Here is a 21,244-nt window from a genome sequence, read left to right as displayed (position 1 = left end):
GCTCCGTTCGGACGGCACCCGTTGACCGGAGAGGCATACTCGGACAAGCAGAAGCTCACCGCCGGAGTACTGCAGATCGTGCTCGGCGCGTTCGGCGCCGGCCGCTGGTACCTTGGCGACACCGGGATGGCGCTGGCGCAGCTGTTCACCTGCGGCGGGCTGGGCATCTGGTCGCTGATCGACGGCGTGATGATACTGGTGGGCAACGTTCGCGACCAGTACGGCCGGCCGCTGCGTGACTGACCGACCCCCGTCCCCGGAATCCGTCGGCGTCCCATGCGGGTCGCAGCCCTCGAACCAGCCCGCACCGCAACCATCCGCGCCGCAACCGCCCGCGCCGACGCCGCCCAGTTCGCGTCGGCGCCGCGCCGCGGCCTGGGGCGTCGTCGCGGCGGCCGTGGCCGGCCTGACCTACCTGGCCGGCCACGATCCGCACGACCCGTCGACGGCGATGCCCGGCTGCCCCGTGCGCCATGTCACCGGCCTGGACTGCCCGGCCTGCGGGACCCTACGCGCCATCTACGACGTGCTGCATGGACGGTGGGCGGCGGCCGGCCACGACAACATGTTCGTGCTGGCCTGCGCTCCGCTGCTCGTCGGCCTGCTGGCCCGCCAGGCCCGGGCGGTACGCGACGACCGGTACGCCCCCCTGCCCGCGCCGCTGGCCTACGGGCTCGGCGCCGCCGCGCTGGTCTGGATGGTCGTGCGCAACCTGCCCGGATGGCTGTTTACCCCCGGCTCGCACGGTTGATCGCACTTGGCGGGATGCCGTCAACACCGTGGATTATCTTGGAGCGGCGCGAGAGGAGCTGCGGGCGCGGGGCGGTGCCGGCTGCGCAGGGGAGAGCGCGCATCCAACCGTCTAGCGGCGGTCGGGCTCGGAGCCGACCAGACCGGAGCCGCCCTGCGCCGGCTGGTCCGGGATCCCGACGGTCCCGGCGTCGGCCTCGGTCGGCGCGCCACCCGCGCGCACCGGGAAGGCCAGCGCCTCCATCTGCGCGCGGCGGGCGGGCGGGATGGGCGCCGGCACGCCGTCGACGAGGTGGACCAGGACGCTGTCGCAGAGCCCGAAGCAGACGCCGTCGCGGAACAGGCCCGCGCTGTGCACGAACGAGGAGGTGCCGATCCGACCGACCCCCGCAGCCGACGACGTACGTCGCGGGATAGCGCGCCTCGGCCAGGTAATGGATCGAGATGTTGGCGGCGACGAAGGTGAAGTTCTCGAACGGCACGGGCTTGCCGTCGGTGAAGATCCGCCAGTCGAGGGTGATGCGCGCGTCCTCGTAGAAGGAGGCCAGCGCGACGTTGTTCAGGTGGCCATTGCCGTCCAGGTCACTGAACCGCGCCTGGACGGGGTGACTAAGCGGGTAGCTGGCGAGGCTGAGCCGCTCCGGATCGCGTCGTGGGTCCATGCCGCCACTGTGCTCTGGGTCGCCGTGCAAGCAATCTCTCACCGGCGAGCCTGGCCCTACCCGCCCAGCGGCACGCCATCGACGATCGTCAGGCGGACCTGGGCGGCGGACGGATCACGCAGGGCAGCCCGCAGGGGGCGGTGCAGCAGGCAGAGATCGCCGCGTGCGCCGAGGCGCACGCGGGTCAGGTCCGCCGGGTCGGTGAGGAACAGCGCCAGGGCCGAGGCGGCGTCGAGGCGTTCGTCGGCTCCCAGGACGATGCCTGCGGCGGTGCGCCGCGTCACCGCGGCGGCGATGGCCCGCCACGGGTCGGGATGGCCGAACGGCGCGTCGGTGCCGGCGGCGAGTCCGATGCCGGCCCGCACGAGGGAGGCCGCCGGGTACAGCGAGGCCGGATCCTCGTCGGTGACGTCGACGAGGTAGCGGTCGCCCCGCTCGGCGATGAAGTTGGGCTGGGTGACGACGACGAGCCCGGTGCGGTGTAGCTGACCGTACAGCTCGGGTGGCACGACAGCGCCGTGCTCGAGGCGATCGCCGCGGCGGGGGCCGGCGATGTCGAGCGCGGCGAGCGTCAGCACCGTCTGGACGCGGGTCACGCAGTGCACGGCCACCGGATGGCCGGCCCGGGGCGCCGCGGTGAACCGGGCGGCGAGGGCGTCGAGGTCGGGCAGCGTGTCGTCGTCGAGGATCACCTTCACCGGCCCGAGGATCACCTTCACCGGCCCGCCGACGACGCCGGCGCCGGCCTCCCGTTCCCCGGCCTGTTTCCCATAACGTTGCCCGGCGGGGGTGTCGGCGGGGGCGGGCTGCGGTTCGGGGCGCATGAGGGTCAGCCGCTGCGGCAGCTCGCCGCGGGCCGCGGCCGCGGCGAGGGTCCGGTGGTGCTCGGCGGAGCGGCCCGGGGTCGCGTCGGTGAAACCGGTGATCCCCGACGCGGCGGCGATGCGGCCCACGGCGGCGAGGTCGATAGCCACCGGGGGCAGCGCGGCCGTGGCGGCGCAGCCAGCCGTCCATCCGCCACAGCCGCCCGGTGGGCGCCGCGGTGGCGTCCCGTTCGACGCCCGGCAGGTCGCAGCCGTCGATGCCGGCCAGACCCAGTGCCGCCGAGTTGAACACCCACAGTGCCCCGCCCCGGTGCTGCACCCGCACCGGCCGGTCGGGCAGCAGCGCGTCGAGGGCATGCCGGTCGAGGTCACCGGCCACCGACGGGTGGTAGCCAATCGCGCGCACCCACCGCGCCGGCTCCGTGACCGGTGCCGCGCGCAGCCCGGCGACGTCGACGATCTGCGGCGGCCCCACCCGCACCGACGACGCCGACGCCGCCAGCGACAGCAGGTGGACATGATGGTTGTGCAGTCCGGGCAGCAGCGCGCCGCCGTCGACGTTGATGACGGTCTCACCCGGGCACGGGCGCAGCGGGTCGGCGCTGATCTCGACGATCCGCCCGCTCGCGAGCCGCACGTCCGCGAGCCGCACGTTGCCCAGGCATGGCAGTTCTGTCAGCTCCGCCCGGCGGATGAGTAACGCCCGATGCCCCGCTGCCTGCTCAGCGCCCCCCATCCGCGCCACCATAGTCCCGGGCGTGGACGCCCGGACCTGCCGAGATCGGCGCGTGGCGGCCGGGACATAACCGGGCACGGTGGGCTACCGTCCGGGCGATGCAGGTGAGCAACGCGCAGGTTCTCGACCTCGACGACCTGCGCCCGTACCGGCCGACGATCGATAACCGCTTCCCGGTGTACCGCGGCCTCGTCGACCATCTCGTCGCCTTCGACGAGACCCATCTGCGTCCGGACGACCCGACCAGCCACGTCCTCGCGGCCTGCGCCGGCTACGCCTACGCCGAGACGGCCTCGACGCTGCTCGACCCGGAGCTGCCACAGGGGATCAACGCGGTGTCCGCGGCGATGACCCGGCTGGGCCTGCCGGGCTGCCGGTGCCGGATCATCAGCGAGCAGGTCGACGCGATGCTGATCCGCTCGACGGCGTTCGTCGTGCAGAGCGCCGACGCCCGGGTCGTCCTCGTCGCCTACCGCGGCACCGAGCCATCGAACATCATCAGCTGGGGCACCGACCTCGACGTCCACTCCCGCGAACGCACCCGCATCCGGTTGGCCGGCACGGCCGTCGACGACCTGCACGCCGGCTTCCACCGCAACGTCCGCGCCACCGCGTTCGAGGTGCTGCGCACCCTGCAACGGGCGATGGCCGGACGGTCGATCTACGACACCGACACCGACGGCGACGCCGCCCGGCCACCGGCGCTGTACCTGACCGGACACAGCCTCGGCGGGGCGATGGCGGTCATCCTCGGACTGCGGATCATGACCAATCCGGTGTACGACGAGCTGCGCCGGGCGCTGCGCGCGATCTACACCTTCGGCCAGCCGATGGTGGGCGGTGACGGCGCCGCGGCGGCCTACGCGGCGGTGGTCGACCCGGCGCCGATCGCGCGCTTCGTCTACCGCCAGGACCCGGTCCCCCACCTGCCGCCGGCCACCGTCGGACGGTACCGGCACATCGGCCGGGAATGGCGCTACGGCGGCGGGTGGGCCGACACCAGCGGCCGTCCGGTGGGGCAGATGCTCAGCACGCTCGGGTTCGCCGGGGCGCTGGCCGCCTTCCCGCTCGGCCAGGTCCGCCCACTGGGCCGGCTGTTTCCGTACACGATCAGCGACCACTTTCCGCACTACTACATCGACGCGCTGGCCGCGGCCGACGTCTGCGAGTTCGGCGACGACGAGCTCAGCGCCGGTCCGGACGGACGGCCACGACCACCCCGCTGAGCGGGGCGTCCCCGAAGCGGCGCGGCGGGCGGGGGAAAGCGCGGGCGCCGGACGGGTGATCGACCGATACTGCTTTGATGGGAAAGACCTACGAACGCCTCGACGGCCGGCTGCGTGGCTTCATCGAGGAACAGGTCGTCTTCTTCGTCGCGACGGCGCCCCTGGCCGCGCAGGGCAGCGTCAACCTCTCCCCCAAGGGCCGCGCTGGGACGCTCACCGTCCTCGACGAGCGGACCCTGGCCTACCTGGACTTCGGCGGCAGCCACGCGGAGACTCTCGCGCACCTGCGCGAGAACGGCCGGATCACGCTGATGTGGTGTGCGTTCAGCGGGCCCCCGACCATCGTGCGGGTGCACGGGCGCGGCGAGCCGGTGTTCCGCGACGACCCGCGCTTCGCCGGGCTGCTCGCCTGCTTCGACCCGCGGGCGGCCGACCCCACCGGGCTGCGGTCGATCATCGTCGTGTCGGCCGAGCGGATCAGCGACAGCTGCGGCTACGCCGTGCCGTTCATGGAGTACCGGGAGGAACGCAGCCTGCACCGGGAGTACTTCGGCCGCCGGACCGACGAGGAATTCGCCGCCTACTGCGAACGCAAGGAGTACAACGGCAGAAGCATCGACGGTCTGCCGGTGCTGCCCCTTCCCCTGCCGCCCCTGCCGCCCGGGCCCGATTCCGCGGCCGGCCCAGCTGTGACCTGGAGTATGGAGAACAGATGAGATTCGCCGTCCAGCATGCCGTGGCTGATCCTGCCTGGTCGCCGCGGATCCTCACCCCGGACGCGGTGACGGGATTCGCGCGGGCGGCGGAGGAGTCGGGTTTCGCCGCGCTCGGGTTCAGCGACCATCCCGCGCCGTCGGCGCGGTGGGTCGACTCCGGCGGGGAGGGCAGCGCCGATCCGCTGGTGTCGCTGGCCTTCTGCGCGGCGGTGACACACCGCATCCGCCTGTTCACCTGGGCGCTGGTGGCGCCTTACCGCAGCCCGCTGCTGACCGCGCATCAGGTGGCGACGCTCGACGCGCTCTCCGGTGGACGCCTGACGCTGACCCTCGGCACGGGCTACCTTCGCTCGGAGTTCGGCGCGCTCGGCGTCGACTTCGACGGCCGCCTCGCCGCGTTCGACGAGACGGTGGAGGTGCTGCGGGCGAGCTGGGAGCAGCCGCGGCTGACCCACAGCGGCCGGCTGCTGCAGACCCGCGGCACCAACATCCAGCCGCGGGTCGTCCAGCAGCCGCACCCGCCGCTGTGGCTGCACGGCAACAGCGCGTGGGGGCGGGAGCGAGCCGTGCGCTACGGGCAGGGCGTCGTCACCCTGCTTACCAACGACTCGCTGGCCCGCACGATCCGCACGGCAGCCGTGCCCGGCGTCGACGGTTTCACCCGGGTCGTCGACGACGTCCGTGCCCGTCTGGACGCGGCGGGGCGCCCGCACGATGACGTCGACGTGGTGGCCACCGGCATGTGGCCGCAGCTCGACACCCGGCTGGGCTGGGACCCTTCGGCGATGCTCGACGACGTCGCGACGTACGCCAAGCTCGGCGCGGACTGGATGGTGATCGCGGTCTGCGGCGACGACCCGGCCGCGGCGCAGGACACCGTGCGCCGGTTCGGTGAGGAGATCGTCGCCCACGTCGCCCACGTCGCCCACGTCGCCCACGTCGCCCACGTCGCGGACCCGGTGTAGAGCCCGTGTCGGGTCTGTGCGCGGGCCGGGTGGTGATCGTCACGGGGGGCGGCAACGGGATCGGGCGGGCGCATGCGCTGGCGTTCGCCGCCGAGGGCGCCCGGGTGGTCGTCAACGATCTCGGCTGCGACCGAACCGGTCATGGTCGCGACGACGGGCCCGCGGCCGCCGTCGTCGAGGAGATCCGCGCGGCCGGCGGGCAGGCGGTGGCGAACACCGACGACGTCGCCGACTTCGCCGGGGCCGGGCGCCTCGTCGCCCAGGCGGTCGAGACGTTCGGGGGGCTCGACGTCCTGGTGAACAACGCCGGGATCCTGCGCGACCGCACCCTGGTCAACATGACCGAGACGGAGTGGGACACCGTCGTGCAGGTGCACCTCAAGGGCACCTTCGCCCCGACCCACCATGCCGGCGTCTACTGGCGCAACGAGCACTCCGCCGGGCACGGACGGGCCGGGCGCGTCGTCAACACCAGTTCGCCGTCGGGGCTGTTCGGCAACATCGGCCAGACGAACTACGGCGCCGCCAAGACCGCCATCGCCGGGTTCACCATCACCGCCGCACTGAAGCTTGCCCGCTACGGCGTGACCGTGAACGCGATCGCTCCGCTCGCGCTGACCCGGATGACCGACAGTCTCACCGGCGACCTGCCCGAAGCCCAGGCGGCGAGGATGACCCCCGGGCACATCGCGCCGCTGGTGGTCTGGCTGGGCAGCGAGGCGTCGGCCGGGGTGACCGGGCGGGTGTTCGCGGTTGTCGGCGGCAGCATCACCGTGCTGGAGGGCTGGGTCGCTGGCCCGGCCGTCGACCTCGACGGTGTCTGGGACCCGGGCGCGCTCGGCGAGGTCATCCCCGGCCTGGTCCGCGTCGCCGCCCCGAACGCCGACCTCACCGGCACCCGCCCCCAGAGATGATCATTGGCGGCCCCGCGTCGTCAACAGCGTTGATTATCTTGTTGGTGACGGAAGAGCGAGTACTGCCCCTGGCTGTCCACCGCGAACGACTCACCCGGTAACGGCCGATCGCGGTGCGCGGGAAGGATTGCGGTGCGTTGTGCACCATTGCCGGGCCCGGACCGGACAAAACGCACCGCAACCGACCCCACCCAGGTTCGGCCGCACTCGTCTATGTGATCACTTTGCCGAAGGAGTCGTCAGGGGGTGCCGTCGAGGAGGCGTTGCAGGCCCGGCGCGCACAGGTCGACGATCCGGTCACGTTCGGCGACGCTGATCGCCTCGGCGTGCACGATCTTGCGCAGGACGCCGAGGCCGAGCAGGTGGGCCAGGACGAGCTCGGCCCGCAGGGCGGCGTCCGGGCCGGTGAGGCGGGACCGCAGCCGGGCGACGACCTGATCGCGGAAATTGTCGCGCAGCAGCGCGGCGTGCTCACCGTGCTGCAGCGCGAACGCGACCCGGATGAGCGGGTCACGGCGCTGCTCGTGCGCGTCGAGCAGCGCGTGCAGCAGGTGGCGGCCGAGGTCGGGCAGCGGCGCGTCGAGCAGCCGGTCGATCTCGTCGCCGAACCGGGAGACCCGGGCGAAGAGCTGTTCCTTGCTACCGAAGTACTTCAGGACCAGCGGAGCGCTCACCCCGGCGTCAGCCGCGATCGCCTTGAGCGTGATGGCGGCGTAGGGCTGGCGGGCGAACGCCCGGCGGGCCGCGGCGATGATCGCCTCGCGGCTGACCTCGGCGTCCCCCCGCGCTCGGCCCCGCCCGCTCCCCCCGGCGACCAGGGGGGTGGCGATCGGGGCGGTCGAGGGGCTTGTCATGGTCCGGTCCTCCGCCCGTACCGGGATGCGACGGACGTCCGCGGCCGGGACGTCCGAGCCTGCACGCTACCGCTCACCGGCGCCGCACCGTACCCATCCCGGCACCGTCGAGTCCGCCGGGCATCACAGTTTCACCACACCATCGTCGCTGTGCCGCCGTCACCCCGTGGTCGTCACCCTGCCGTCCTTGCCGCGCGGGGGAGACCGGTGCGCAGCCCGGTGTCGCCGCGGCCGAGGCGCCCGCCCGACCATTCGCACGCCGTCCGCGGGGACGGTGTCGTCGGTCCGCGGCGGGCCATCGGCCTGCCTGGGCATGGCTACGTCGGCACGGCCCCGGGCGGGCACCAGACAGCCCACCCCGAGGGCGAGCGCCCCGACCACGCCGGCCATCGCGAAGGCGGTCTGGAAGGCGCCGAGGCTCGGCACCGCCCCCACCAAGGTCGTCATCGTGAGGTGGCTGAGCAGCACGGCGACCGCGGCGCTGCACAACGCCTGCCCGACCGTGCGCAGCAGGACGTTGAGGCCGTTGGCCGCGGCCGTCTGGGTGCGGGGAACCGCATTCATGATCAGCATCGGCATGGCCGAGTAGGCCAGCGCCGTCCCAGCTACGACCACCGCCGCCCCCACCACGATCATCGACAGGTTCTCGCTGATGAACAGCGGACGCGCCGAGCAGCAGGGTGGTCCGCGGGCCGCGGGACGCGGTGATGCGCGCCGCGACCGGTGACAGGGCGAACATCGCCACGCCGCCGGGCAGCAGGCACAGGCCGCTGGCGAACACCGACAGGCCCAGGCCGTAGCCGGTCTCGGTCGGGACCTGGACGAGCTGGGCGGTGGACAGCGAGTTGGCGTAGAAGGAGAAGCCGATCAGCAACGCCGCGACGTTCGGGGCGAGCACCGCGGGCCGGCGGGCCAGGCGCAGGTCGACCAGCGGTTCGGCGACGCGAAGCTGCCAGCGGGTCCAGCCGGCGAGGATCACCACGGCCGCGAGGGTCAGGACGCCGAAGCGGGGGCTGGTGAAGCCCCAGTCGGCCACCTTGGACAGGGCGAGCAGCAGGCACAGCAGGCCGAGGGCCAACCCGACCGCGCCGGGGATGTCGAAGCGGGCGGGGGTGCGGACCTTCGATTCGCGCACGAGCAGCGCGGCGAGGATCAGATCGGCCAGTCCGAGCCCGCCGGTGACCCAGAACATGACGTGCCAGTCGGCGAATTCGATGATCAGGGAGGCGAACGGGACGCCGAGCGCCGCACCGATCCCGACGGTGGCGCTCATCAACGCTACCGCCGAACCCACTCGTTCGGGTGGCAGTTCGTCGCGCAGGATGCTGATCGACAGCGGCACGACCGCGAGGCAGGCGCCCTGCAGGCCACGGGCGGGGATCAGCAGCCAGATGTTCGACGTCAGCGCGCACAGGATCGACCCGGTGGTGAGCATCCCGAGCGCGATCAGCAGCATCCGGCGCTTGCCGAAGATATCGCCCGCCCGGCCGAACAGCGGCGTGACCACGGCGCCCACGAGCAGGGTGACGGTGAGCAGCCAGCTGACGTTCGACGCCGACGCGCCGGTGAGCCGGGGCAGGTCGGGCAGCAGCGGCACGATCGAGACCTGCGAGATCGCGGTGAGGATCCCGCCGGCGCCCAGCACGGCGCTGAGTTCCCGGGAACGCCCGCCGCCCGCCGCGGGGGGGCTCCCCCGCCGCCGCGGCGCCGACCGGATGCACAGCAGGCTCGTCCACGTGACTCCTCGGGAGATCGATACGGAGACGGCCACCACGTTGGTGAACCGCCGTTCACCAGCATAGTGAACGGCAGTTCACCGATGCGCGCAACTGCCCCGATGAGGGCCGCCACCTATCGCGATACGTGAACACGCAGGTCGGACCCCATCCCTCGTCGTGGCCGCGGGCCCCCGTCGCGCGCCGATGAGCCCCGATGCCCCCCGTGTGGCGGAGCACAGCGGTGGCCCCCGGGGCCCCCGGGGGCTACCCGGCCTGGGCCCGCCGCTCCTCCCGCTCGGACGGCTCGGACGGCTCGGACGGCTCGCCGGGTTCGGCGTGGATGCGACCGCTGGTGGCCCGCAACGGGCGGCCGCTGCCACCCCAGCGACTTTGGATGATCTCCGCGGCAATCGAGACGGCCGTCTCCTCGGGCGTGCGCGACCCCAGGTCGAGGCCGATCGGAGAGTGCAGCCGGGCGAGATCGTCCTCGGTGGCGCCGCTGTCACGCAGCTGGCGCAGCCGGTCGGCATGGGTGCGCCGCGACCCCATCGCGCCGACGTAGTGCGCCGGGGAGCGCAGCGCGGCGCGCAGCACCGGGATGTCGAACTTCGGATCGTGGGTGAGCACGCAGATCACCGTGCTCGCGTCGACGGCGGCGCGGGCGAGGTAGGCCACCGGGCGTTCGCAGATCACCTCGTCGGCGTCGGGGAAGCGCCGGGAGGTGGCGAAGACCGGTCGGGCGTCGCACACCGTCACCCGGTAGCCGAGGAAACGGCCGATGCGCACCACCGCGGCGGCGTAGTCGATCGCGCCGAAGACCAGCATCCGCGGGGGCGGCGCGAACGACTGGACGAACACCCCGATCGCGTCCGGCCGCCGCTGGCCCCGCGGTCCGTAGCGGCGTACCCCGCTGCGACCGGCCGCGAGCAGCCCGCGGGCATCGTCGACCGCGGCGACGTCGAGTCCGGCGACCCCGGACGAGCCCGCGGTGCGGTCGGGCCACACCGCCACCTGCCCGCCCAGCCCGTCTCCCCCGACGACGGTCAGCAGCGCCACCGCCTCGTCGGCGACCAGCGCGGCGAGGACCGCGTCGAGCGTCACGCCCGCGCGCCGCTCGTCGCCAGCCGTGACCAGGCCGGCCGCCGTGACCAGGCCGCCCGCCGGATACGGCACGATGATCACGTCGATGATCCCGCCGCAGGTCAGGCCGACGGCGAAGGCGTCGTCGTCGGAGATGCCGTAGCTTTCCACGGCGGGCCGGCCGGTGCGGATCGCCTCGGCTGCGGCCTCGTAGACCGCGCCCTCGACGCAGCCCCCGGACACGCTGCCGACGACCTCCCCGTCCGCGGCGACGGCCATGGCGGCGCCGGGCTGGCGCGCTGCCCCGCACCTCGGCGACGGTCGCGACCGCGAACGCGGCGCCCTCAGCTCGCCAGCGCCGCAGCACCTCGGCGATCTCGCGCACCGGCGTCACCCCCCTTCGCCGCCCGAGACCCGGCCACCCGGCCACGCCAGTTGAGTCATGGTTACTTTGCCGTACCTCCCCCGCCGTCGAACCTCAGACCACGGGCATACACCGGTAACGGCCGATTGCGGTGCGCAGGAAGGATTGCGGTGCGTTGTGCACGATCCGCCGCCCTCAGACCGTGCACAACGCACCGCGACCAGCCCCGCCCCGGGGCGAGAACTCTCCTGCGTGGCGCGACAGCGGTAGCGTTCGGCCACCGGGTATTGCGCGAAACAGCCACGTCCGCGGCGAAATCACCCGAATGCGGCGACGCGGGCGCACGTGGCTTACTGTCCGTCAACGAGGGAGCACGTATGTCCGACGAAGTTCTGGTCGAACACGCCGACGGGGTCACCGTCATCACGATCAACCGCCCGCAGGCGCGTAACGCCGTGAACCGCGCCGTGTCCGAGGGGGTCGCCGCCGCCCTCGACGAGTTCGAGTCCCGCAAGGACCTGACCGTGGCGATCATCACGGGCGCCGGCGGCACGTTCTGCTCGGGGATGGACCTCAAGGCGTTCCTGCGCGGCGAGAACGTCGTCGTCGAGGGCCGGGGCCTGGCCGGCATCACGCTGACGCCGCCGCGTAAGCCGATCATCGCCGCGGTCGAGGGCTTCGCCCTGGCCGGTGGGTGCGAGGTCGTGCTGTCCTGCGACCTGGTCGTCGCCGCCGAGAACGCCGCCTTCGGCATCCCGGAGGTCAAGCGGAGCCTCGTCGCCGGCGCCGGCGGCCTGCTGCGCCTGCCCAAGCGCATCCCCTACCAGGTCGCCATGGAGCTGGCGCTGACCGGCGACCAGCTCTCCGCCGTCGACGCCCACCGCTACGGCCTGGTCAACGTGCTGACCCCGGCCGGCGAGGCGCTCGCCGGCGCCCGGGCGCTCGCCGCCCGGATCGCGGCGAACGGGCCGCTGGCCGTCGCCGCGACCAAGGAGATCCTCGCGTCGGCGTCCTCCTGGCCCGCGGACGAGGCGTTCGACCGCCAGGCGGAGATCATGAATCCGGTGTTCGCCTCCGCGGACGCCAAGGAGGGCGCGTTGGCGTTCGCCGAGAAGCGGGCGCCAGTCTGGCGCGGCAAGTGACCTTCGCCCGGCGAGGGAACTGACGCCCACGCGGCGGCCGCGGGCTGGGGCTTCTCCCCGCCTGCGGCTGCTGCGCGCGTAGACGCGGCCGCAGGCGGCCCAGGGCCGCCACGGCCGTGATGAGCGTGCGTGCAGGTGAGGGGGCACAAGCCTGCCGGACCGGCACGTGCAGTTGCTGACACAACCTCATGCCAACCAGACATAACGCCACAAAAGTGTGCTCAGTATCGCGCCCACCTACTAGTATTTTACGGTAATGTCCGCCCCTCGGGTATGTGCCTGTTGTCACAAGCAGTGAGCATCACACGTGTGAATCCGATCAGACCCGCCCGCTGGCGACGAGATCGGAGCCCATCGTGCGCCGTTCGCTGATCGTCGCCCGTCCTCGCCGATCGTCCGTTGCCTGCCACCGAGGGGTTCGCCGCTTATGCACCGCCGCCACACCCACTTACGACTCGCGACCGCCGCCGTGCTCACCCTGGCCGCAGCCGCCGCCGGCTGCACCAGCGGCGCGGCGGGGGCCGCGGGCGACTGCAACGCACCCGGGGTGACCAAGAACGAGATCCGCATCGGCCTCGTGTACCCGGACACCGGCGCGGTGTCCGCGCCGCTGCAGGCGGCCCGCGCCGGCATCGACGCCCGGCTCGGCGAGATCAACGCCAAGGGTGGCGTCAACGGCCGGAAGATCGTGTACGAGTGGCGGGACGACCAGGGCACGCCGGAGGCGAACGCGATCGCCGCCCGCGACCTCGTTGAGCACCAGAAGGTCTTCGGCCTCATCGAGTCCACGATCGCGGCCGGCGGCAGCGCCCAGTACCTCAACGACCAGGGCGTCCCGGTCACGGGCCTGGCCGCCGAGGGAGTCTGGTCGAAGTACCGCAACATGTTCTCGTTCTCGTACACCACCGGTGCCGCGGTGGACACCTACGGCATGTTCGTGAAGTCCCGCGGGGGCAGCCGGTCGGTGCTGCTGCAGACCGCCCTGTCCGGCGGCGTCTCCGACGTGGGCACCAAGATCGTCCAGAGTATGACGGCGGCCGGCCTCAGCGACGGCGGGACCGTCGGCTACACACCCGGCGCGGACAGCCCGACGGCAGTCGCCCAGCGCATCGCCGCCAGCGGCGCCGACACGCTACTGGCCATCACCGACACCGACACCCTCGTCCAGGTCCTCGCCCAGCTTCGCTCCTCCGGACACGCGCCCAAGGTCGTCATGGCGGTCAACGGGTACGACGCCGCGCTGCTCAAGCGGTACGGAGCCGGCATGGCAGGGGTGACGGTGCCGCTGTTCTACCGCCCGTTCGAGTCCGGCGGGCCGGCGATCACCGCGTACGTCGACGCGATGAACCACTACGCGCCGCAGATCGACCAACCGCAGCAGGACATCCCGCTGCAGTTGTTCATCGATGCGGACATGTTCATCCGCGGGCTGGAGGAGGCCGGGGACTGCCCGACCCGGCAGGGCTTCATCGACGGTCTGCGTTCGGTGACGAACTACGACGCCGAGGGTCTCATCCAGCCCATCGACATCGCCCACGGTCTGGGCCGCCAGACCACCTGCTACGCCTTCGTGCAGGTCAACAACGCCGGTACCGCGTTCGAGGTCGCCAAGGAGCAGCTCTGCGGCAAGGAGATCACCTCCTGACGCACTCCCGGGGCCGGGCGACGACGCGTCCGACCCCGGGGGTGCGGCACGGCCGCGGCGGCTCAGAACGCCGGAGGCACCAGATCGCCGGGTGCAGCTCAGAACGCCGGGTGCAGCTCCGTACGCAGCTCGTGGCTGCCGTCGGGCAGGGCGGCCTCGTAGTACAGCCGGTGGGCGCCGTCCGGCAGGGGCACGACGCTGACGTAGCGCAACGCGCCGTCGCCGTCCGAGGAGACCGCGACCGGCTCGGTGCCGACGGCGTGGAAACGGTCGGGGGTGACGCCGACGGCGAGGCCGGTGCGCTCGGCCCAGTTCTGCGCGGCGCTCGCCCGCCCGTCGTAGTAGGCCACCGGCTGGGTGCCGCCGGTGAGCACGGCGCTGATCCGCACGCCGCGGGCGTCCCAGTGGCCCGGGCGGGGGGCAAGCGCCGTCCCGGTCCAGGTCCAGTGCACGCCGTCGGGGCTGGTGGCGTGCCGGCTGTCCATCCGGTCGGTGGCCAGCGGGTCGTCGAGGGGATGGCAGGACGCCCAGAGCTGCCACTGGCCGTCGAGCAGGGCGACGACCGGGTCCTTCACGGCGAGGGCGGCCGGGTCGCCGGGCAGCACGGTGCGCCGGTGTCGCAGGTCGAAGGCGGCCGGGGAATCGGCCTCCAGCAGGTCCACCCACCAGTGCGGGCTGCCCGGGGTCGCGCAGCTGACGTAGAGCCGCCACGAACCCTGCGGGGTCACCACCAGCGCGGGCCGCTCCAGGCTCTCCGCGCCGAACGGGTCACGCGGGACCTCGGCGATCTCGGTGAACGCCTCCCCGTCGGTGGAGCGGGCGATCACCAGCCTGTAGCCGCGGCCGCTGCCGATCGGGCGGCGCAGCCGGTAGGCCAGGTAGAACACGCCGTCGGCCAGCACCGCACAGGGCGCGCCGGCCCAGAAACCCCGACCCCGCCCCGGGGCTGGCGCCACGGTCGTCGCGGGCTGCCGGCCGGGCAGGGGGATGGTCTCGGACGCCGTGTGCTGCTGGCTGATTGCCACGGCGCAACCCTACCGTTTCGGTGCGCAGGGCAGCCCGGCAAGCAGGCCTCAGCAGGGCCGTTGCCCGGCTAGCATCCTGATTTCACCGGTCGGGTTACTTGGCTATGCAGGCACGTGGCCCCCGGCCGGCGCCGCCGGGTGCCCGGATCGGTCGACGCCGATCCCTGTCCGTCAGGAGCGACCGCAGATGGCCCTTCCCGACTTCCTCGTCCTCGGCGTGCCCAAGGCCGGCACGACCGCGTTGCACGCCGCGCTGTCGCGGCATCCGGCGTTGTTCCTGCCGCAGGTCAAGGAGCCGAAGTTCTTCCTCTCCGAGGGCCCGCCGCCGGCCCGCGGCGGCCCCGGCGACGCCCAGACCTACCAGGAGCACGTGTGGCGCCGCCGGGACTACGAGGCGCTGTTCGCCCCGGCGCCCGCGGGGACGCTCACCGGCGAGGCGACCCCGTTCTACCTCTACGACTTCGACGCGCAGAACCGGATCAGGCGGCTGCTACCGAAGGTGCGGATCGTCGTGCTGCTGCGTAACCCGGTCGACCGGGCGCATTCCAACTGGACGCATCTGTGGGCGGCCGGGCTGGAAAGCGAACGTGACTTCGTCCGCGCCTGCGCGCTGGAGGCCCAGCGCCGCGACGCCGGCTGGGCGCAGTTCTGGCACTATGTCTCCCTCGGCCGCTACGGCGAGCAGCTCGCCCACCTGTTCGGCCTGTTCTCCCGCGACCAGGTGCTGCTGCTGCGCTACCGGGACCTGCGCGACTCCCCCGCCGCCACGCTGGACCGCGTCTGCGAGTTCCTCGGCGTCTCCACCGGGCTCGTCGACCTGGTGCCCTCGGAGAACGTCACCCCGTTCGTCGCCGACACCCCGACGAACGCGGCGCTGCGGGCGGTGCTGCGGACCGGGGGTCGCCTCGGCCACCACTTCCCCGTGCCGGTGCGCCACGCGGTGCGCGGCCCGCTGCTCTCGGCGCTGCAACGCCAGAAGGGCGGCCGGCCGAAGCTGACGCCGGAGCAGCGCCGGGCGGTGCTGCCGTACTTCGTCGACGACATCGCCCGGCTGGAGGAGATCACCGGCCTGTCCTACCGCGACTGGCTCACCGTCGGCCTCGAACCCGAGGCGATCGACTGACCCCGCCCGCGGCGGCCCGCGCCGCCGACGGTCGCCCGGCGGGCGCGGCCGGGCGGGCGGGCGGGCGGGCGGAGGTCAGCCCAGGGAGCGCGGGTCCGCGGGGACGTCGACGGCGTGCGCGCGCAGCGCCTCCAGCGAGATGACCTCCAACGCGCGCTCGTGGGTGCAGGCGAGCACGACCGGCGCGGCGAATCCGGCGTCGTAGGACTGCAGCCAGCGGACGGCGACGACGCACCAGCGGTCGCCCGGACGCAGCCCGGGGAAGGAGTACTCCGGCCGGGGCGTCGACAGATCGTTGCCGACCTGCCGTTGGTGACGCAGGAAATCGGCGGTCACCACCGCGCAGACGGTGTGGCTGCCAAGATCCTCCGGACCGGTGCTGCAGCACCCGTCGCGGTAGAACCCGGTCACCGGATCGGTGCCGCACGGTTCGAGCTCGCCACCGAGAACGTTGCGCTCCACTGCCACCCGCCCATTTTCTCCCACCGGGGCGATGGTCACACGAGGTCTGGCCAGATCGGGCCGGTCAGGTCCCGGTGATGATCGGCACGTCGGCGGCGATCGGCCCCGGCGGCGGGTCGAACGCGGCCGGGACGGGGCTGCGCAGGGCGGCGGGAAGCGGCTCGGCGTGGACGACGGTCAGCTCGCTGACGGCCCGGGTGAGCACCACGTACAGGCGGCGCAGGCCCAGGAGGGGATGCGGTTCGCCCGCGACGATCGCCGCCGGCTCCACGGCGATCACCTGATCGAACTCCAGGCCCTTGGCCAGCGAGGCGGGCACGAGGCAGGCCCGCGACGGCGTGCTGTCGGCGCGCAGCTCGTCGACGGCCAGGTCCGCGGCGCGCAGGGCGGCGGCGAGGGTGGCGATGTCGGCGTCGGCGGCGACGACCGCGAACGAGCCGCTGCGGGCCCGGGGCGGTGACGGTGGCGGCCACGTCCGGGGTGGGTAGGAGCGTCAGTGCGCCGCGGGCGGTGCGGGCCGAGGTGGGCGCGGTCAGTTCGGCGGCGATGTGGGTCAGCAGGCGGCCGGCGAAGCCGAGGATCTCCGCGGGTACCCGGTAGCCGCGGGTGAGCACCTCCAGGTGGGCGTCGGGCCGGCCGAGGTGGGTCAGCTGCGCCGACCAGGAGGTGGCCGCCCACGGGGTGGTGCCCTGGGCGAGATCGCCGAGGACGGTCAGGGAGCCGTCGGCGCAGCGGCGCGCCAGCGCCCGGCACTGCAGCGGGGAGAGGTCCTGCGCCTCGTCGATGCAGAACACGTCGGCGGGCGACCAGCGGGCCGTGCGGGCCCCGCCGGGCGGTGCCGCGGCCAGCAGCAGCCGCTGCTCGTCGGCGTCGAGGACGCCGTCGGCGGCGCAGGCGAGCAGCGCCGCGCGGTGAGCAGGCGGCGGACCAGGCCGGCCGCGTCCGCCTTCGGCCAGGCCGCCTCGACGGCGTCGCGGACCGCCCGGCTGCGGGCGAGGGTGCGGACCGCGCCGTCGGTGGGGAAGTGCCCGCCTGCTTCGGCCCGCACGCGGACGGCGTTCGCGAGCCGCCCGGCGAGCCGCTCGCGTCCGATGGCGTAGCGGAAGGTCCTGGCGGCCAGGCCGGCGGCGGCGTCAGCGAACAGGCCGGCGAACTCCTCCTCCCCGACGGTCCACCGGCCGGCCCTGGTCACGACGGCCACCGGCCCGGTCGGGGGGGCGCAGCCCGTCGTGCAGGGCGCGGCGCAGCACCGTCGCCATCCTGGCGTCGCCCTTGAGCGTGGCCGCCTCGACGGTGTCCGCTCCCCCGACGGTGATGTCGTCGACGAGGTCGGCCAGCGTGCTGTGGCGGACGGTGAACGCGCCCAGCGCCGGCAGGACGGCGGCGATGTAGCCGAGGAAGGCCCGGTCCGGCCCGACGACGAGCACCCCGGCCCGCGCGAGCCGCTCCCGGTGGGCGAACAGCAGGTAGGCGGCCCGGTGCAGGCCGACTGCCGTCTTGCCGCTCCCGGGCGCCCTCTGCACGCACAGGCTCACCGACAGCTCGGCCCGGACGATCTCGTCCTGCTCTGGCTGGATCGTGGCGACGATGTCGCGCATCGGCCCGGACCGCGGCCGTTCGATCTCCCGTTCGAGCAGCCCCCCGGACGGCACCACCGCGTCGCCGTCAGGGGTGGCGTCGCCGGCGGGGCGGGTGAGGAGCTCGTCCTCGAAGGCGGTCAGCTCGGCGCCGTCGTGGCCGAATCGCCGCCGGCGCAGCACCCCCATCGGGTCGCCGCGGTGGGCCCGGTAGAACGGCCGGGCGATGTCGGCCCGCCAGTCGACGACCAGCGGGTCGTCGCCGGCTGCCTCGCGCACGTGCCGGCGCCCGAGATAGAATCGCCGCCCCTCCACACCAGCCGCGGCGGGGGCGGGCACGGCGTCGAGGCCAGTGGGAGTGTCGGCCGGGGGGGCGTAGTCGAGGCGGGCGAAGAACAGCGGGGCCGTCCCGTCGCCCTCGGCGAGGGCGACGATCCGCCGAAGGCGGGCGACCCGCAGGTACTCGTTGGTCACCTTGTCGGCGAACGGATCCCCGCCGGCGCCCTGCGTGCATTCGGCCTCGGCCCGCATACCGGCGAGCGCCCGACGGCCGCGCAGCAGGTAGTCCCGCTCGGCCTCAAGCTCGACCTCGGCATCCCGGCGTCCAGCCTCCACCGCGCACCCCTTCCTTAACCCGGTAAAGATTATCCAACCGGCTCGCGCACCCGGGTGACACCCCGACCGACCTCGCGGGGGCGGGGGGGGCGGCTTCGGCGCCGGGCATCACGCCCCGGCACCGAACGCCGGAAAAGAGCCAAGGAGCGGCTGCACTAGGAGTAGTCGGGCAGGGCGCGGCGCAGCGCGGCGAAGGCCTGCCGGGTTGCCTCGACCGCGGTCGGATGGCGCGCGGCGGCACCCTCGCCGGCGCGCAGCCGCGCCCAGTTCTCCCGGGCCAGGACGCGCTGCACGACGATGATCTGGGCGGCGGCGAGGCGTGCGGTGAGCTCACCGGCCTGCGGTGCGGCCTCGGCGAGGGCCTCGGCGAGGGCGTGTTCGTCCCCGGCGGCGTGCTGGGCGAGCCGGCCGAGCAGGCTCGGGGTGGCGAACACCATGGCGTGGTAGGCGAGCACCTCGGGGTCGTCGTTGAGGCCGGTGACGGGTTCGCGGCAGTCGAGGCCGGCGAGCAGGTGGGCGGCCAGCGGCGCCACCCCGGGCGTCCGGGCGCGCACCACGCGGGCGGCCTCGCCGCGATGGTCGAGGATGCGGTGCAGGACGAGGTCTTCCTTGGTGGGGAAGTAGGCGAACAGGGTCGGCTTGGACACCGCGGCCGCCGCGGCGATCTCGGCGACGGAGACGGCGTCGAAGCCGCGTTCGAGGAACAGGGTGATCGCCGCGGCGGACAGCGCGTCATGGGTGCGCTGCCGGCGGAGCGCACGCAGCCCGGTCGGCTCGCCCGCGTGCAGCCCGGTGGGTTCGCCCGGGCCCGGCATCCGGGTGTCCCGGGGTTCAGGCGACGTGGACGAAGGGGCGGTGGTCCGGGTCGGGTTCGGCTTCGCGCAGTACCTCGCGGGTGACGGTGGCGACCTCGCCGGCGCCGAAGAACAGGAACCGCAGGAAGTTCACGATCGGGTTGCCCTCGCTCCACTCGAAGTACACGTTCGGTCGCACGCCCGTGGTGTCGCGCAGGTGCAGCAGCAGCGCGGCGATCGCGTTGGGCACCGAGGTGCTGGTCAGGCTCAGGATCCGGTAGCCGTGGCGATCCTCGCCGCAGACGTCGAGCTCGCCTTCGAACTCGGAGGAGTCCGGGACGTTGACCTCCAGGAACAGCAGCGGAACCTCTTCGGGCACGAACAGCTCCTGGCGGGCCTTACGCACCTTGTCGACGTATTCGGCGGCGTCGCCGACGTCGAGCTCGTTGGCGACCAGGTGCAGCGCGCCGGCCTCGGCGGACTCGCGCACCCACCGCTCGGCGAGCGGGTCCAGGCGCACCCCGGTGACGCGCAGTTCGAACGAGCGTGCCACCCGGGAGGAGAACGACACCGCGATGATCGCGATGATGACGATCGAGCCGATGATGAGCCCGTCGGGCCGTTCGATGATGTTCGCGATGGTCGTGTAGGCGAACACGACCGCGATGGCGCCGAAGGCGACCGCCAGCCGGCGCCGGCCGCGGCGCAGCGTGGACAGCGTCACCGCGAGCGCCGCCGAGGTGATCAGGACGAGTACGCCGGTGGCGTAGGCGCCGCTCTGCTTGTCGACGCTCGCCCGGAACACGATCGTGACGACGAATCCGATGAGGGTGAACACGATGACCAGCGGTCGCACGGCGCGCGCCCACGTCGGTGCCATGCCGTAGCGGGGCAGGTAGCGGGGGACCAGGTTGAGCAGTCCGGCCATCGCCGAGGCACCGGCGAACCACAGGATTGCGATGGTGCTGACGTCGTAGACGGTGCCGAGCTGTTCGTGGGCCAGGTAGGCCAGGGCGCGCCCGTTGGCCGGCCCGCCGGGTTCGAACTCCTTCTCCGGGATGAGCAGCGTCGTGCTCAGGCTGCTGGTGATGAGGAAGACCGCCATGATCGCCGCCGCGGTGGTCAGCAGCGCGCGGGCGCCGCGGATGCGGCCGGCCGGGTTGGCCGCGCTGTCGCCGGGGTCGCCGCGGACCAGCGGCATCACCGCGACGCCGGTCTCGAAGCCGGACAGCCCCAGCGCCAGCTTCGGGAAGACGATCAGGGCGAAGCCGATGAGGGCGAGTGGGCCGGGATGTTCGTTGACGAGCAGCGCGTGCCAGTCGCTGAACAGGTGCGGATGGGTCGCAATCTGGATCAGTGCGTCGACGATGACGACCGCGTTGAGAGTCAGGTAGATCGCCACCAGCACGACGGCGATGCCGACGGCCTCGGTGAAGCCGCGCAGGAACACCCCGCCGAGCAGGGCGAGCAGCACGAGGGTGACCGCGGCCTGGTGGCCTTCCAGCAGGTGCGGCGCGTAGGGGTTCTCCAGAATGTGGGCGGTGGCGTCGGCGCCGGACAGGGTGATCGTGATGAGGAAGTCGGTGCAGGCGAACCCGAGCAGCACCAGGACGAGGACCTTGCCCTTCCACCAGGACAGCTCCTTCTCCAGCATGGCGATGGAGCCCTCGCCGTGCGGGCTGTCGCGGGCGACCTGCCGGTAAACGGGCAGCGCGCCGACGAGGGTCACCAGCACCAGCACCGCCGTCGCGATCGGGCTGACCGCGCCGGCGGCGAGTGCGGCGATACCCGGCTGGTAGCCGAGGGTGGAGAAGTAGTCGACGCCGGTCAGGCACATCACCCGCCACCACGGGTGCAGGAGGTGCTCCTCGGCCGGCTGGGCGTGCGGGCCGGCGTGTTGCTGGGCCTGCTCGGTGCCGGCCAGCAGCCACGCCCGCAGGCGCCGCGGGCCGGGCCGCCGCCGCGCCGGATCGGTCGTCAGGGTCACGAAGGGGCACACCTTCCAGCCGATGGGGTTATGCCGAGCATCTTCCTCCGTGGCCCCTCCCCCGC

Annotated in this window: 21 protein-coding genes and 1 pseudogene; 9 read left to right on the top strand and 13 right to left on the bottom strand. The window is 73.3% G+C overall.

What is annotated here, in order from left to right; translation table 11 throughout:
* Together G6R25_RS10230 and G6R25_RS25140 are read left to right on the top strand one after the other, a co-directional pair.
* Positions 1-243 (top strand): TM2 domain-containing protein (locus G6R25_RS10230; protein WP_163552789.1); only part of this gene is annotated, 243 nt, incomplete at its 5' end.
* A gap of 154 nt (positions 244-397) precedes the next feature.
* Positions 398-751 (top strand): DUF2752 domain-containing protein, encoded by a 354-nt coding sequence (locus G6R25_RS25140; protein ID WP_235947972.1) that lies wholly within the window; start codon positions 398-400, stop codon positions 749-751.
* Positions 752-862: 111 nt separating this feature from the next.
* Here G6R25_RS25140 and G6R25_RS26685 read toward each other — a convergent pair whose 3' ends face one another.
* The 3 genes and pseudogenes from G6R25_RS26685 to G6R25_RS29600 form a co-directional block, all read right to left on the bottom strand.
* A complete protein-coding gene (locus G6R25_RS26685; RefSeq protein ID WP_235947969.1) occupies positions 863-1,108 on the bottom strand; it encodes a hypothetical protein in 246 nt (81 codons plus the stop codon).
* Between the two features lie 360 nt (positions 1,109-1,468).
* Positions 1,469-2,386, bottom strand: a complete 918-nt coding sequence (locus G6R25_RS26680) for an amidohydrolase family protein (protein WP_235947967.1) — start codon at positions 2,384-2,386, stop codon at positions 1,469-1,471.
* 106 nt (positions 2,387-2,492) lie between these two features.
* Positions 2,493-2,972, bottom strand: a pseudogene (locus tag G6R25_RS29600) (amidohydrolase family protein); the annotation flags it as partial.
* A 98-nt stretch (positions 2,973-3,070) separates the two neighbouring features.
* Here G6R25_RS29600 and G6R25_RS10210 point away from each other — a divergent pair.
* From G6R25_RS10210 to G6R25_RS10195, 4 genes are all read left to right on the top strand, one after another.
* A complete protein-coding gene (locus G6R25_RS10210) occupies positions 3,071-4,198 on the top strand; it encodes a lipase family protein (RefSeq protein ID WP_205447018.1) in 1,128 nt (375 codons plus the stop codon).
* A 77-nt stretch (positions 4,199-4,275) separates the two neighbouring features.
* Positions 4,276-4,914, top strand: a complete 639-nt coding sequence (locus G6R25_RS10205) for a pyridoxamine 5'-phosphate oxidase family protein (RefSeq protein WP_163552786.1) — start codon at positions 4,276-4,278, stop codon at positions 4,912-4,914.
* The gene (locus tag G6R25_RS10200) at positions 4,911-5,879 is read left to right on the top strand and encodes an LLM class F420-dependent oxidoreductase (protein WP_163552785.1); all 969 of its coding nucleotides are present in this window, start codon (positions 4,911-4,913) and stop codon (positions 5,877-5,879) included. The genes G6R25_RS10205 and G6R25_RS10200 overlap by 4 nt, the downstream gene beginning before the upstream one ends.
* 5 nt (positions 5,880-5,884) lie before the next feature.
* On the top strand, positions 5,885-6,793 hold the full coding sequence (locus tag G6R25_RS10195) for an SDR family oxidoreductase (protein ID WP_163552784.1): 909 nt from the start codon (positions 5,885-5,887) through the stop codon (positions 6,791-6,793).
* Between the two features lie 239 nt (positions 6,794-7,032).
* Here the strand turns inward: G6R25_RS10195 and G6R25_RS10190 are convergent, their stop codons facing one another.
* The 3 genes from G6R25_RS10190 to G6R25_RS10180 all read right to left on the bottom strand — a co-directional run bounded on the left by G6R25_RS10190 (position 7,033) and on the right by G6R25_RS10180 (position 10,724).
* Positions 7,033-7,647, bottom strand: a complete 615-nt coding sequence (locus tag G6R25_RS10190) for a TetR/AcrR family transcriptional regulator (protein WP_235947963.1) — start codon at positions 7,645-7,647, stop codon at positions 7,033-7,035.
* Positions 7,648-7,720: 73 nt separating this feature from the next.
* On the bottom strand, positions 7,721-9,418 hold the full coding sequence (locus G6R25_RS10185) for an MFS transporter (protein ID WP_235947961.1): 1,698 nt from the start codon (positions 9,416-9,418) through the stop codon (positions 7,721-7,723).
* A gap of 211 nt (positions 9,419-9,629) precedes the next feature.
* Positions 9,630-10,724: an XdhC family protein gene (locus tag G6R25_RS10180; RefSeq protein WP_235947960.1), complete on the bottom strand. Its 1,095-nt coding sequence runs from the start codon at positions 10,722-10,724 to the stop codon at positions 9,630-9,632.
* A gap of 462 nt (positions 10,725-11,186) precedes the next feature.
* Here G6R25_RS10180 and G6R25_RS10175 point away from each other — a divergent pair, with 462 nt between their 5' ends.
* Both G6R25_RS10175 and G6R25_RS10170 read left to right on the top strand, forming a co-directional pair.
* A complete protein-coding gene (locus tag G6R25_RS10175; protein ID WP_163552783.1) occupies positions 11,187-11,951 on the top strand; it encodes a crotonase/enoyl-CoA hydratase family protein in 765 nt (254 codons plus the stop codon).
* 427 nt (positions 11,952-12,378) lie between these two features.
* Positions 12,379-13,596: an ABC transporter substrate-binding protein gene (locus tag G6R25_RS10170; protein WP_163552782.1), complete on the top strand. Its 1,218-nt coding sequence runs from the start codon at positions 12,379-12,381 to the stop codon at positions 13,594-13,596.
* Positions 13,597-13,694: 98 nt separating this feature from the next.
* On the opposite strand, the gene G6R25_RS10165 is transcribed toward G6R25_RS10170, so the two are convergent.
* The gene (locus G6R25_RS10165) at positions 13,695-14,621 is read right to left on the bottom strand and encodes a glycoside hydrolase family protein (RefSeq protein ID WP_163552781.1); all 927 of its coding nucleotides are present in this window, start codon (positions 14,619-14,621) and stop codon (positions 13,695-13,697) included.
* Positions 14,622-14,808: 187 nt separating this feature from the next.
* Between G6R25_RS10165 and G6R25_RS10160 the strand changes: the two genes are divergently transcribed.
* Positions 14,809-15,744, top strand: coding sequence for a sulfotransferase family protein (locus G6R25_RS10160; protein WP_163552780.1), 936 nt, complete (start codon positions 14,809-14,811; stop codon positions 15,742-15,744).
* Between the two features lie 75 nt (positions 15,745-15,819).
* Here G6R25_RS10160 and G6R25_RS10155 read toward each other — a convergent pair whose 3' ends face one another.
* The 6 genes from G6R25_RS10155 to G6R25_RS10140 all read right to left on the bottom strand — a co-directional run bounded on the left by G6R25_RS10155 (position 15,820) and on the right by G6R25_RS10140 (position 21,179).
* Positions 15,820-16,212, bottom strand: coding sequence for a DUF2237 family protein (locus G6R25_RS10155; RefSeq protein WP_136448272.1), 393 nt, complete (start codon positions 16,210-16,212; stop codon positions 15,820-15,822).
* Positions 16,213-16,270: 58 nt separating this feature from the next.
* Complete coding sequence (locus G6R25_RS31380) at positions 16,271-16,525, bottom strand: hypothetical protein (protein ID WP_235947959.1); 255 nt, start codon at positions 16,523-16,525, stop codon at positions 16,271-16,273.
* Positions 16,526-16,918: 393 nt separating this feature from the next.
* Positions 16,919-17,398, bottom strand: coding sequence for a hypothetical protein (locus G6R25_RS31375; RefSeq protein ID WP_235947957.1), 480 nt, complete (start codon positions 17,396-17,398; stop codon positions 16,919-16,921).
* Positions 17,340-18,398: a helicase domain-containing protein gene (locus G6R25_RS31370; protein WP_235947955.1), complete on the bottom strand. Its 1,059-nt coding sequence runs from the start codon at positions 18,396-18,398 to the stop codon at positions 17,340-17,342. Before G6R25_RS31370 ends, G6R25_RS31375 begins: the two co-directional genes overlap by 59 nt.
* A gap of 155 nt (positions 18,399-18,553) precedes the next feature.
* Positions 18,554-19,213 (bottom strand): TetR family transcriptional regulator, encoded by a 660-nt coding sequence (locus G6R25_RS10145; protein WP_163552779.1) that lies wholly within the window; start codon positions 19,211-19,213, stop codon positions 18,554-18,556.
* Positions 19,214-19,229: 16 nt separating this feature from the next.
* Complete coding sequence (locus G6R25_RS10140; RefSeq protein ID WP_163552778.1) at positions 19,230-21,179, bottom strand: APC family permease; 1,950 nt, start codon at positions 21,177-21,179, stop codon at positions 19,230-19,232.
* Positions 21,180-21,244 lie beyond the last annotated feature (65 nt).

The sequence above is a fragment of the Candidatus Frankia alpina genome (assembly GCF_902806485.1).
In the GTDB taxonomy this organism is placed as follows: domain Bacteria; phylum Actinomycetota; class Actinomycetes; order Frankiales; family Frankiaceae; genus Frankia; species Frankia alpina.
This window is presented reverse-complemented; position numbering and strand designations above follow the sequence as displayed.

Bases quoted from the DNA above. Each gene is read 5' to 3' on its own strand.
- G6R25_RS10210 (WP_205447018.1), top strand. From the start codon at position 3,071: ATGCAGGTGAGCAACGCGCAGGTTCTCGACCTCGACGACCTGCGCCCG.
- G6R25_RS10205 (WP_163552786.1), top strand. From the start codon at position 4,276: ATGGGAAAGACCTACGAACGCCTCGACGGCCGGCTGCGTGGCTTCATC.
- G6R25_RS10200 (WP_163552785.1), top strand. From the start codon at position 4,911: ATGAGATTCGCCGTCCAGCATGCCGTGGCTGATCCTGCCTGGTCGCCG.
- G6R25_RS10190 (WP_235947963.1), bottom strand. From the start codon at position 7,647: ATGACAAGCCCCTCGACCGCCCCGATCGCCACCCCCCTGGTCGCCGGG.
- G6R25_RS10180 (WP_235947960.1), bottom strand. From the start codon at position 10,724: ATGGCCGTCGCCGCGGACGGGGAGGTCGTCGGCAGCGTGTCCGGGGGC.
- G6R25_RS10175 (WP_163552783.1), top strand. From the start codon at position 11,187: ATGTCCGACGAAGTTCTGGTCGAACACGCCGACGGGGTCACCGTCATC.
- G6R25_RS10170 (WP_163552782.1), top strand. From the start codon at position 12,379: ATGCACCGCCGCCACACCCACTTACGACTCGCGACCGCCGCCGTGCTC.
- G6R25_RS10160 (WP_163552780.1), top strand. From the start codon at position 14,809: ATGGCCCTTCCCGACTTCCTCGTCCTCGGCGTGCCCAAGGCCGGCACG.
- G6R25_RS10145 (WP_163552779.1), bottom strand. From the start codon at position 19,213: ATGCCGGGCCCGGGCGAACCCACCGGGCTGCACGCGGGCGAGCCGACC.